Below are 12,334 nucleotides of genomic sequence, written 5' to 3'. Positions count from 1 at the left end.
ATAAAATATCATATTTATTTAAAAAGGCATATTTCATTTAAGAGATATGCCTTATTTTGTATCAGAATAATTTATGCTTATTACCTTTGAACAAAAGATAAAAACAGCAGTCACCACTCAGTACAAATTAAAGTACACATGAACTTATTTTTAAGAATCATTATCTCAATCTATATACTATTTACAGTATATGCTTGTGCAGTAATCTCCTCTCCTACCGGAGGTCCAAAAGATGAGATTCCTCCTAGATTTGGAGCAAGTGATCCGTACAATGGACAAACAAATGTTGATACAACTAAGTTAAAAGTTACGCTATATTTTGATGAATATATTCAAGAAGAAAAGCTGAAACAGAACTTAATTATTACACCACACAAAAAATCATTTAGGTATAAATCTAAGTTTGCTAGAAACAAAGTAATCATAAACATCTTAGATACACTTGAGCAGAATACAACTTACTTTTTTGATTTCGGAAAATCTGTAGTAGATGTTACAGAAAAAAATCCGGCAAAGAATGTGCGTTTTTCATTTAGTACTGGAGACTATTTAGACTCTCTAGAAGTTACAGGACAGGTAAGAGATTTACTTACAAACGAACCAATCGAAGGAGCAATTATAGCATTATATAATCCTTATGATTCTCTTGATGTAAATACAGATCCTCCCGTATATTTTTCTAGAACTGTAAAAGATGGTTTATTTATTTTAGAAAGATTTAAGCCTGGCTATTATAATGTTTATTCTATAGAAGATGTAAACGAAGATTACAAATACACTTTAAGAGAAGAGAAAGTTGGTTTCTTTTCTGACTCCCTCCTACTAGATAAAAATATTGATGGCGTAGAACTTTTTGTTAGAGATTATGATTTAGTTGATCTCGCCTTCAAAAATGTAAAAGCTGAAAGTACAGACCTACTTGTTAAGTTCAATAAATTTGCTGTAGAATATGGAATAGATTTCCCAACTAAAAATTCTTATTCAGATAGTATTTTTAGTATGAACGAAAAAGGAGAAATTAAACTAATATATACTGGAGAAAGAGATATGGAAGACTCACTTCAGATAACTGGTTATGCTATAGATTCTATAGAGCAAAAAATAGAATTTGATACGCTCATTATGTTTCCTAGTAAAAGTGAAGTGCTTGCTGAAGAAAAAAAGCAAACAAAGAAAAAAGGTGGTGGACTTTTAGGAGGAGCAATTAATACAATTGGATCTGCCTTAGGTGCTGAAGAAGAAGAAGTGGAAATTGTTAGAATTAAATTTGATAAAATTCTACCAAAGGATAATGATCTTATTCCAGAAGAAACTTATGATGTCACTTTAAAGTTTCCTTTACCTATGAAAGAAATGAACATCGATAGTATGTACTATGTATATAGTGAAGATACCACAAGATTAGATAGTGTTCTTCTTGATAGGGAAATGACTTTCAATTTTAATAAAACAGAATTAACAATTCCTGGTTTTGAAGTCGACTCTGCATTTAGTCTTATTTTTAATGAGAATGCTTTTGTATCTGTAAAAGATGATTCTACAAATTCAAAGACGGTTAGCTTTACTATTAAGCAACTAGATAAATATGGAATTGTAGAAGGAGAAGTAAAAGGCAGCCACGATAGTTTTGTTGTACAACTCATAGACTCAAAAGCAGAAGTTGTTCAAGAAGTAAAAGATGAACGCCTTTTCTCTTTTCAATATGTAAAACCAGGTACTTATCAACTAAGAGTATTAATTGATGAAAATGGAGATGGTGAATGGTTCCCTGGAGATTTTAAAACTAGAGTACCTCCAGAGTCTACCGCATTCTTTCCAAAGAAAATAAAAGTAGAAGCTAACTGGGAAATCAGAAGAGAAGAAACAATTATCAACACAGATAAGAAAAGATAATAAAATAAATTCTTATAGAAGAATGAGTCAGTATGAAAGTACTGACTTATTTTTTGTCCTTTATTTTCTCATTCTTAGATTTTAGAAACAGTTATAGTGTTTATAAGTAATTGAAAATGTATAATTATTCATCAATTACCCTTAATAGCGCTTTATTAATTGGTACTTATCCATATATCAATGTGAATAACATTTAATTGATTAAAAATCTATCATTTACTACTAATCTAAATCATTGATTAACAACTAAAAACACTGTTTATACTCCATATAGGCATCTTTTTAACATTTAAAGCTATAATTGCCCCTACATAGTGTTATGAGCTATATTTCTTTAAATTCATTAGTTATAAACAGTAATACTAACATAGGCCTTCAATTTTTGTGGATAAAAGAGGTACTTATCAACAGACTTATCCACATATGGATCAAAAAGAGCAATATTCACTGAGATATGCACATAAATAGAGGTTTTTTAGTGCGTTGATAAGAGTGTTAACTTACTGAATATCCATAATATACATCAGATTTAAACTTAAGATATACACATATAAACAAACTTGGTATTCACAGGCTGTGCGCAAATCAATTCTAAAATCATAAAACTGAAAGGGTCTTAGAGAATACTCAAGTATAGAGAGACAAAAAAAAATATCACTCTAAAAATGAAAAATACAGCTGTTGAAAACTTTTTAAAAATGGATACTATTTTTGGCGCTAAATGGTCTATAATTAATCAAAGTGTGTAACTTAATAGAGAAAATAAAAGTTATTCACTAAAATTATATCAAACGGATAAATTTTTGTACAATTATTAGATATCAACGTTAGTTATCCACATAATTCACACTATAAATGTCTAAAATTGTGATTAGTTGATAAAATGTTGAAAAGGTGGGTATATTATCAACAGTAATTCACAATTGGTACTTATTCACGCTATTCACATAGGTGTTAATAAGTGGATGTGGGTAAAAAGGGCGCTTGCGCACAGTAAAACTAACTGAATAACTTTAATCAACTTATGCATAAACATACTGTTGAAAAGCGCCATAAAACACTGTTTTTAGGTATCCTAGGCAGTGAATAGTTATTAGATCAATTTGTTTGTAAGTGGTAAAAAGCTGTTAGTAAACCGAGTTATCAACTTATAAACACCCCTAATAATAATAAAAGGAACTTTAAATTTTTTATTTTTTTATTATCTATTAATAGTGAAATGTTGAAAACCGTACTTAGACAAAATTCGAGATTGCTCATTCTCTCTCTTTTCTTTTTGGTAGGTATCCCTGTTCAAAAAAGTATTGGACAAAATAAAACAGAAGAGAAATTAAACCTGGCTCAGGAATATTATAAAACAGAAGAGTTTGATAAAGCTTTAGAGTTGTATCGAGATTTATCAAAGAATAAAAACCTTATACCAAACATTCATGAAAACTATCTGACCATTCTTTTAAATAAAGAAGAATATAAAGAAGCAGATAAGTATTTAAAAAAAGTTGTAAAGAGTAATCCACAAAATGCTATTTACAATGTTGATTATACTCGGGTAAAGCTTTTAGAAAAAGATACAGCTGCTGCAGATAAATCAATTGATACGTTTATTCATCAAGTTGCTAACAATACAACCAAACTACGTTACTGTGCTTTGTATTGTATTGATCTTAGTTTATTTTCTTATGCTGAGAAGTGTTACCGTACTGGTGAGAAAAACAGCGATGAAATATTCTATTACGAATTAGCAGATCTCTATGCACATTGGGGGAAGTATGATTTGATGATAGATGAGTACATGAAACTACTTTTAATTAAACCAGATCAACTAGAGTATGTGCAAATGGCGCTTCAGGATCGTCTTCTAACAGAAGAAGACTTTGAACTTTTGGAACCTAAGCTCCTCACGCTTGTTCAGAAGAACTCTAACATGACTGTGTTTAATGAGATGATCGTTTGGTACTACTTACAGCAGAAGAAGTTCTACGGGGCATTTGTGCAAGCTAGAGCTCTTGATAAGAGATTAAGATTAGAAGGTTATAAGATTTTAGAAATTGGGCGTTTAGCAAAGAACAATGCAGACTATAAAAATGCATCAAAGATCTTCCAATACCTTGTGGATAGATACAAAGAATATGCAGTTTACCCAGTTGCTCGAAAATATTTAATTGAAACAAAAGAAGCTATTGTAAAAAGCACCTACCCTATTGATAAAGATCAAATTCTTTCACTTGTCAACGATTACCAACAAATTATTGATGAAATGGGGATAACTGATCAAACTGGAGAGGCTTTAAGAAATATGGCATTGCTACAGGCTTTCTATTTAGATGAAAAGGACGAGGCAATTGTAGAATTAAAAGAACTTATCAACAATAGAGCAATTCCAAAGCGCTTAATATCACAAGCAAAACTTGATTTGGGCGATATATATCTTCTAAAAGATGATCCATGGGAAGCATCATTACTTTATTCACAAGTTTCTAAAGCGAATAAAGAAATGAAAATTGGACACATTGCGAAATTGAAAAATGCGAAAATTTATTACTATACAGGTGATTTTAAGTTAGCACAATCTCAATTAGATGTTTTAAAGTTAGCTACATCAAGAACGATTAGTAATGATGCAATTGCTTTATCTATGTTGATAAGTGATAATTTAAACTTGGATACTACTTCTTTTGCAATGGAAGCATATGCTGAAGTTGATTTGTTGATATTTCAAGGAAAATACATAGAAGCACTAGAAAGTTATGAACAAATGTTAGTGGACTTTAAGGGACACAGCTTAACTGATGAGATTCTTTGGGAAAAAGCACATTTGTTAATAAAATTGGGGAAATATGAAGAAGCATTAGAACCTTTGAAAGAAATTCTCGAATTTTACGGTGATGATATTCTTGCTGATGACGCAAACTATTTATTGGGTACAATCTACCAAGATCACCTAAATGATAAAACAGAGGCAATGGAATACTTTAAAAACCACCTGATAGACTTTAAAGGATCTAGCTATGAAGTTGATGCTCGAAAGAGATTTAGACAACTTAGAGGCGATAATGTGAACAAATCTTAGAAAATAAGTTTTTATCAAAAGGTTATCCCCATAAATGTTTATAATTTTTAGAAAAAAGGACATTTCAGAATGTTATTAACTTATAAACATCCTATTCTCTAATAAATCAAGAAGTTATACAATAAACAAGGAAAGTTATCAACAATTAATTAGGCTAATTGTTGATAACTTTTCTGTTTTTAGGCATTTACCAACCTATTTTTAGTTAGTAAATCAATAGAATTTGTGAATTTTAAAAAATTGTCAACAAAAAAGGCTGAATACAATTAAGTATTCAGCCTTTTTTGTGCATAAAATTATGATTATTGCTTCTGGACAACAAAAATCATCCTATCAGAGTGCTCTCTATCAAATAAATTCAAGTTATAATCGCCAAAAGTGTTGATAACTTTGAGATTTACGCTTTCAAATAGCTTTAAAAAGTCTTTATTCTTTAAAGCTTCTACTCTTTCTGTGAATAAATAGTCTTTTCCATCTGCTGAAAATGCAATTTCTTTCATTACATGTCGATTTTTTAAATACTTATGCACATTGAAATCCATTTCAGGTCGCTTAATTACTAATTTCTCTGGTAAACTATTAATAACCTTATAGGTATTGAAATAGTCTAAGACAAAATACCCATCACGTTTTAAGCTATTGGCTATCATTTTTAAAGCTAAAAGATCTTCTTCTTCAGTTTCAAAATAACCAAAACTAGTAAATAGGTTTAATATGAAAGTAAATTCCTCTTTTTTATAGAGCTCCCTCATATCATGTGTTGAAAACTTTAGCTTTTCGTTCTCAAATTCTTTGGCATGTTGAATACTTTCTGTTGAAAGGTCTATTCCTTCTACATTAAAGCCAAGTTTATTAAGAAAAATAGCATGTCGGCCTTTACCGCATGCTAAATCTAAAACTTTATCAACATTTGATATATTTAAATGAGTTGAAAGCTTTTTTACAAAAGTTTCTGCTTCATTAAAGTCCCTGTTCTGGTATAAGATGTGATAATATGGTGTATTGAACCACTGATCGAACCATTCTTCACCCTTTTGCATTTTATTCACTACTTTTTGTTTATCTATAATGAACAACCATTAACTTTGTGGTTGGTTTGAATAAATGTAAGTGCAAAGTATGCTTTTCATTTATATACATCAAAACTATTTTCAATACTGTGCATAAGTTTCTGAAAATTGATAATTTTTTATATGATTTATCGATTTTCAAAAAGTTATCAACATTTTTAAGTTTATTATGTGAATAACTTTGATTTAGATGAAGTAAATCATCTGTTATTCAGTGTAAAAGGGTTGTGAATAACCACTTCAAATTGATTAACTTTGCAGCGACTTATCGTCAGTATACAAGAGTAATATAGGCCAATAAGAAATTTTGAGACAAATTCATGTCAAAGCATTATAATAGATATACAGTAACTGCGGCATTGCCGTATGCAAATGGTCCTTTACATATCGGACATATTGCAGGTGCGTATTTACCAGCAGATATTTACGTTAGATCATTACGTCAGAAAGGAAAAGATGTAGCATTTATTTGTGGAAGTGATGAGCACGGTGCTGCAATCACTATTCGTGCACAAAAAGATGGTATCACACCTCAAGATATTATTGATAAGTACAATAAGAATATCAGAGAGACTTTTGAGAACTTCGGTATTTCTTTTGATTTATTCCATAGAACTTCTGCTCCTATTCATCATGAAACGGCACAAGATTTCTTTAAGGTTTTAAATGATAAAGGACAATTTGAATTAAAAGAGTCTTCTCAATATTATGATGAAGAAGCTAAGCAATTTCTTGCAGATAGATATATTACTGGTACTTGCCCAAAATGTGGTAACGAAGGTGCTTATGGAGATCAGTGTGAAAAATGTGGTTCAGCATTAAGTCCAACAGATTTAATAGATCCTAAATCTCAAATTACTGGAGCTACTCCTACTTTAAAAACTACTCGCCATTGGTATTTGCCAATGAACAAGCACGAAGATTGGCTTCGTGAATGGATTGTAGATGGTAAGTTAGATGGTAGAGAACACCATAACCCTGCAGAATGGAAAAATTCTGTTTTAGGACAATGTAAATCTTGGCTAGATCAAGGGTTACAACCTAGAGCTATGACAAGGGATCTAGACTGGGGTGTAAAAGTTCCTGTAGAAGGTGCTGATGGTAAAGTTTTATATGTTTGGTTAGATGCTCCAATTGGCTATATTTCAGCAACAAAAGATTGGGCGGCTAAAGAAGGTAAAAACTGGGAAGATTATTGGAAAAAGGCTGATACTAAGCTAGTTCACTTTATTGGTAAAGACAATATTGTATTCCACTGTTTAATATTTCCTATCTTATTAAAAGCACATGGCGAAGGATATATCTTACCAGATAATGTTCCTGCAAATGAGTTTTTAAATTTAGAAGGTGCTAAGTTATCAACATCACGTAATTGGGCTGTTTGGTTACACGAGTATTTAGAAGATTTACCTGGTAGAGAAGACGAATTACGTTATGTATTAACATCGATTGCACCAGAGAATAAAGATTCTGAATTTACTTGGAAAGATTATCAAGAGCGTATAAATAATGAGTTGGTTGCTATTCTTGGTAACTTTATTAACAGAGCAGTTGTACTTACTCACAAATACTTTAAAGGGGAAGTACCTGTAGCTGGAGAATTTACACCAATGGAAAATGATATCATTGAAGAAATGAAAGCAATTCCATTACGTGTAGAAAAGTTAATTGGTCAATATAAATTTAAAGAAGGACTAATTGAGGCAATGAAATTGGCTCGTTTAGGTAACAAATATTTAGCAGATACTGAACCTTGGAAATTGTATAAACAAGATCCTGAGTTGGTAAAAACTATATTAAATATGTCGCTTCAAATTGCGGCAAACTTGGCTATTACTATCGATCCATTCTTGCCAAATACGGCTAAGAAAATTCAGAACATGTTAGGCATGGAATCTCTGGATTGGGATAAAGTAGGTAGCCCAGATTTAATTACTGCTTATGATCGTTTGGCTCCTGCTGAACTATTATTTAGTAAAGTAGAAGATAAAACTATTGAGGAACAGATAGAGAAGTTAGAGAAAACTAAAATTGCTCAAACTCCTGTAGAACCTCAAAAAGATGAAACTACTTTTGATGATTTTCAAAAAATGGATATCCGTGTAGGAACCATTGTTGAAGCAATAAAAGTAAAGAAGGCAAAAAAATTATTACAACTTACAGTAGATACAGGAATTGACAAAAGGACTGTAGTAAGTGGTATTGCAGATTTCTTTGCTCCAGAAGATGTAATTGGAAAACAGGTTTCTATTTTGATTAACCTTGCACCAAGAAAAATTAGAGGAATAGAATCGGAAGGTATGATTCTGATGGCAGAAGATAAAGACGGTTCTTTAACGTTTGTATCTCCATCTGCACAAGTATCAGAAGGAAGTACTATTAGATAATATAAAACTTAAAAGGTTACTAATCTCTTTGATTGGTAACCTTTTTTAAATAACTAAAACTATGAGCAAAGGATTTGGAAACATCGTAAATATCATTTTTGTTATTTTAGCAGTAGCATTTTTATTATTGGCTTATTTTGAGTACGATAAAGGAAATGATTATATGGAAAATTTACAGTTAGCAGGTGGTGTAATTGCATTATTAGCAGCTAGAATTTTCTTAACTAAAAAAACAAGTAAAAGAGATAAAGATAAGGGTGGAATGTTTAAAAAGTAATTATGTATTCTGTTAGAGAAATATATTCACTTCGTGAAGAAGGTAAATATCAAGAAGCATTTATAACTGCAAGAAGTTGGTTAGAGATATCTCCTAATGATGAAGAATTACAAGCTGCAATGGCTTGGGTACTTTATGATATGATAAAGGTGGCTAATCAAGAAAAAAATGCAGAACAGTTTGAAGAGCTGTATAGCGTTTTTGTAGAATATATTCCTTTAGAAGCAGATAAATTACAATTAGCAGCTTGTAGAATCTTATTGATTGAAATTGAAAGGTTACTCAATTTACAGCAATTTGATAAAATTGATCGTTTGCTGCTTTTAATTAAACCATTACAATACCATCCAGAAAAAGAACGCCCTAAAGCATTTTATCAATTATTAGAAATAGCTGTTGCTAATAGCCAATTTCTTCCTAATTTTTTGACGTTTATACGTATTTGGCGTTTATCAAATTTACAGCCTCAACATTATCAAAGTTATGGAGATTCTATGAGTCTTGCAGAACGAGTGCACTGGTTAGTGGGGCAACATTTATATGAACATAAAGAAGAAAACCAAGAGATAATAAAGGCTTATGTTAAACAGCTTGACCTCCTTTTAGAAAGGTGTCCTCAATTTGGTTATATAAGAGAGCTAAGAAAAAAATTATCACTAATATAAAAAACTCCTTATAATGCAGTAGTAATACATTTGTAAGGAGAATTTTAAATTCTTAAAGACTTATTAATTTAATTTGACTAAAAATACTTTATAATAAAATCAGTCAACTTACTTGCTAATTTTCCATAGGGTGGATAGACAGGTTTTACACTAGTTAAACCTACTCTATTTTTTAAAACTGCTCTTTGATTTGAAAACCCAACAAAGCCATATTTACCATGCGATTTACCAATGCCACTATTATTAATACCTCCAAAAGGTAAATCAGGATTATTGATATGTAAGATAGTTTCGTTAATACAAGTACCTCCTGCAGTTGTATTCTGAAGCACTTTTTTTATTGTTTTCTTTTTCTTTGCAAAGATATATAACGCTAAAGGTTTCTCTTTTTCTTCAATTATTTCAAAAGCTTCTTCAATCTTATCATATGATTTGATAGGATAAATAGGGCCAAATATTTCCTCTTGCATTAAGCGCATATCATTTGTTACATTGGTCACTAATGTTGGAGGCATATATTTTGTAGCTTCATCCATTTCACCATTCATTATAATCGTAGCTCCTTTTTCAGAAGCATCCTCTAAAAGACCTTTTAATCTATTAAAGTGATCTTTATTTATAATACGACACAAATCTGGAGATGCTTTTATTAGTTCACCATTAGGAGAGTAAAACTCATTAATAGTATTTGTCATCTGCTCTACAAATTCTTTTTCTACAGATTTATGGATTAAAGCATAATCTGGAGCTATACAAGTCTGACCAGCATTTAAGAATTTACCCCATGTAATTTTATCAGAAGCATCTTTTAAATCAGCATCCTTACAAATAACCGTTGGAGACTTCCCTCCTAACTCTAAAGTGACTGATGCTAAGTTATTTACCGCAGCTTTCATCACTACTTTTCCTACGTTAGAACTACCCGTAAAAAAGATATGATTAAACTTTTGTTTAAGTAGTGTTGTAGAAACATCAACCCCTCCGAGTATAACTACCACTTCATCAATAGAATAGAGCATAGAAATCATCTTTTGAATATATAAAGATGTATGTTCAGATAGCTCAGAAGGTTTAATTGCAACAGTATTTCCTGCAGCTATTGCATATATTAAAGGAGAGATAGCCAAATAGAAAGGATAGTTCCAAGGTGCAATAATTAAACACACTCCTTTAGGCTCATGTAATACATAAGAAGAAGTACCCAACATACTTAAAGGAGTACTTACCTTATTGGGTTTCATCCAAGATTTTAAATGCTTTTTAGTATGACGTATTAATCCTACTATAGTTAGTACTTCTGATGTATCTACTTCTACAGGATGTTTTTTGAGATCTTTATAAATAGCCTCATGAATTTCATCTCTGTGGTCTAATATATAATGTTCTAATTTTTCTAATTTCTTGATACGTTCTTTTACCGAAGTCTTTTTAATGGTAGTGGCATTCTTCTTTAGGTGAATGAATATATCTTCAATATTTTGAGTGTTATTATCGATAATTACTGATGTATTCATAATTGATACTGTTATTTTCTATAGATGTTGGTTGAGGTAAAAAGATAGACTTGATAAAAAAGTAGTAGTAATTTCTCTATCAGTTATCATATTACGATGGATTTTCTTTAATTACATTAATATCTTAATAACATGCAAATTTTTGCAATACTAACCAATTGATAAACACATAGAACTAATTATTTCAATGATTAATAGAACGCATAATAACCAAATTAAATCGTGGGTAGAAGTTGATAAAAAATCAGACTTTCCTATTCAGAACCTTCCTTATGGAATTTTTTCAACAGCTACTCAATCTAAAAGAGTTGGTGTAGCAATTGGAGATCAGGTACTTGATCTTGAAGCTGTTGCAAAACTTGGCCATTTTGATTCTATCATAAACGATCATTCTGTTTTTAGTCAAGATACTTTAAACAATTTCATCACTCTTGGTAAGCAAATACATTCAGCAATAAGAGAATGTATTTTTGATTTATTGAGTGAAAACAATCCACTTATTCAAGCAGAGAATGTTTTATTTGATTATAGTACAGTAACAATGCATCTTCCAATTAAAATAGGTGATTATACAGATTTCTATTCATCAGAAGAACACGCTACGAATGTTGGAGTAATGTTTAGAGGTAAAGACAATGCACTGTTACCAAATTGGAAACAAATGCCTGTAGGATACCATGGTAGGTCTTCTTCTATTGTAGTTTCTGGAACAGATATTTATAGACCAAAAGGACAGAAAATGCCTCCTGATGCTGAAACTCCAATATATGGTGCTTCTAGTAGAATGGATATTGAATTAGAAATGGGATTTGTTGTTGGTAAATCTACTGCCTTAGGAGAAACGGTTAAAGTAGATGCTGCTGAAGATTACATTTTTGGCCTTTTACTGTTTAATGATTGGTCAGCAAGAGATATTCAAAAATGGGAATATGTTCCTCTAGGACCTTTTTTAGGAAAAAACTTTGGCTCTACAGTTTCGCCATGGATTGTAACGTTAGAAGCTCTAGCACCATTTAGAGTAGAAAGTCCAGTGCAAAAACCTACTCCATTACCTTATTTACAATCTACAGGTAAACATACTTTTGATATTAATTTGGAGGTTGGACTTACTCCTAAAGATGGAAATAAAACTATAATTTCACGATCAAATTATAAGTATTTGTATTGGAATATGTGTCAGCAATTGGCACATCAAACAGTAAATGGTTGTAATATTAATGTAGGTGATGTTTGTGCTTCGGGTACTATTTCTGGTCCTACTAAAAACTCATTTGGTTCTCTTTTAGAATTAAGTTGGAACGGTAAAACGCCAATTGTTTTAGAAGATGGACAAGAGAGAAGTTTTTTAGAAGATTATGATTCTATCTCTTTAAAAGGATATTGTGATAATGGAAGTTTAAGAATTGGCTTTGGAGAAGCAAATGGTATGCTTTTACCTTCTAAGTAAGTATTCAATTT

The 12,334-nt window shown here is 31.0% G+C and carries 8 protein-coding genes; 6 read left to right on the top strand and 2 right to left on the bottom strand.

Features of this window, described 5'->3' with window-relative positions; all coding sequences use genetic code 11:
• Positions 1–138 precede the first annotated feature (138 nt).
• On the top strand, positions 139–1,893 hold the full coding sequence (locus tag EI427_RS18715) for an Ig-like domain-containing protein (RefSeq protein WP_126617623.1): 1,755 nt from the start codon (positions 139–141) through the stop codon (positions 1,891–1,893).
• A gap of 1,219 nt (positions 1,894–3,112) precedes the next feature.
• Positions 3,113–4,963 (top strand): tetratricopeptide repeat protein, encoded by a 1,851-nt coding sequence (locus EI427_RS18710; protein WP_126617621.1) that lies wholly within the window; start codon positions 3,113–3,115, stop codon positions 4,961–4,963.
• Between the two features lie 302 nt (positions 4,964–5,265).
• Here EI427_RS18710 and EI427_RS18705 read toward each other — a convergent pair whose 3' ends face one another.
• Positions 5,266–6,003 carry a class I SAM-dependent methyltransferase gene (locus EI427_RS18705; protein WP_126617619.1) on the bottom strand — a complete coding sequence of 246 codons (738 nt, stop codon included), beginning with the start codon at positions 6,001–6,003 and terminating at the stop codon, positions 5,266–5,268.
• A 350-nt stretch (positions 6,004–6,353) separates the two neighbouring features.
• Between EI427_RS18705 and metG the strand changes: the two genes are divergently transcribed.
• The 3 genes from metG (at position 6,354) to EI427_RS18690 (ending at position 9,362) form a co-directional block, all read left to right on the top strand.
• Complete coding sequence (metG, locus tag EI427_RS18700; protein ID WP_126617617.1) at positions 6,354–8,420, top strand: methionine--tRNA ligase; 2,067 nt, start codon at positions 6,354–6,356, stop codon at positions 8,418–8,420.
• Positions 8,421–8,481: 61 nt separating this feature from the next.
• The gene (locus EI427_RS18695) at positions 8,482–8,697 is read left to right on the top strand and encodes a hypothetical protein (RefSeq protein WP_126617615.1); all 216 of its coding nucleotides are present in this window, start codon (positions 8,482–8,484) and stop codon (positions 8,695–8,697) included.
• 2 nt (positions 8,698–8,699) lie between these two features.
• Entirely contained in the window at positions 8,700–9,362 is a 663-nt protein-coding gene (locus EI427_RS18690) for a hypothetical protein (RefSeq protein ID WP_126617613.1), read from the top strand.
• Between the two features lie 77 nt (positions 9,363–9,439).
• On the opposite strand, the gene EI427_RS18685 is transcribed toward EI427_RS18690, so the two are convergent.
• The gene (locus EI427_RS18685) at positions 9,440–10,876 is read right to left on the bottom strand and encodes an aldehyde dehydrogenase family protein (RefSeq protein WP_126617611.1); all 1,437 of its coding nucleotides are present in this window, start codon (positions 10,874–10,876) and stop codon (positions 9,440–9,442) included.
• A gap of 187 nt (positions 10,877–11,063) precedes the next feature.
• Between EI427_RS18685 and fahA the strand changes: the two genes are divergently transcribed.
• The gene (fahA, locus tag EI427_RS18680; protein ID WP_126617606.1) at positions 11,064–12,323 is read left to right on the top strand and encodes a fumarylacetoacetase; all 1,260 of its coding nucleotides are present in this window, start codon (positions 11,064–11,066) and stop codon (positions 12,321–12,323) included.
• Positions 12,324–12,334 lie beyond the last annotated feature (11 nt).

This window comes from Flammeovirga pectinis (assembly GCF_003970675.1).
In the GTDB taxonomy this organism is placed as follows: Bacteria; Bacteroidota; Bacteroidia; order Cytophagales; family Flammeovirgaceae; genus Flammeovirga; species Flammeovirga pectinis.
The sequence above is the reverse complement of the archived record's forward strand: the minus strand, read 5'-3'. Positions and strand labels throughout refer to the sequence as shown.

Excerpts from the sequence above, each read along its gene's own strand:
- EI427_RS18715 (WP_126617623.1), top strand. The coding sequence starts at position 139 with ATGAACTTATTTTTAAGAATCATTATCTCAATCTATATACTATTTACA.
- EI427_RS18710 (WP_126617621.1), top strand. The coding sequence starts at position 3,113 with ATGTTGAAAACCGTACTTAGACAAAATTCGAGATTGCTCATTCTCTCT.
- EI427_RS18705 (WP_126617619.1), bottom strand. The coding sequence starts at position 6,003 with ATGCAAAAGGGTGAAGAATGGTTCGATCAGTGGTTCAATACACCATAT.
- metG (WP_126617617.1), top strand. The coding sequence starts at position 6,354 with ATGTCAAAGCATTATAATAGATATACAGTAACTGCGGCATTGCCGTAT.
- EI427_RS18695 (WP_126617615.1), top strand. The coding sequence starts at position 8,482 with ATGAGCAAAGGATTTGGAAACATCGTAAATATCATTTTTGTTATTTTA.
- EI427_RS18690 (WP_126617613.1), top strand. The coding sequence starts at position 8,700 with ATGTATTCTGTTAGAGAAATATATTCACTTCGTGAAGAAGGTAAATAT.
- EI427_RS18685 (WP_126617611.1), bottom strand. The coding sequence starts at position 10,876 with ATGAATACATCAGTAATTATCGATAATAACACTCAAAATATTGAAGAT.
- fahA (WP_126617606.1), top strand. The coding sequence starts at position 11,064 with ATGATTAATAGAACGCATAATAACCAAATTAAATCGTGGGTAGAAGTT.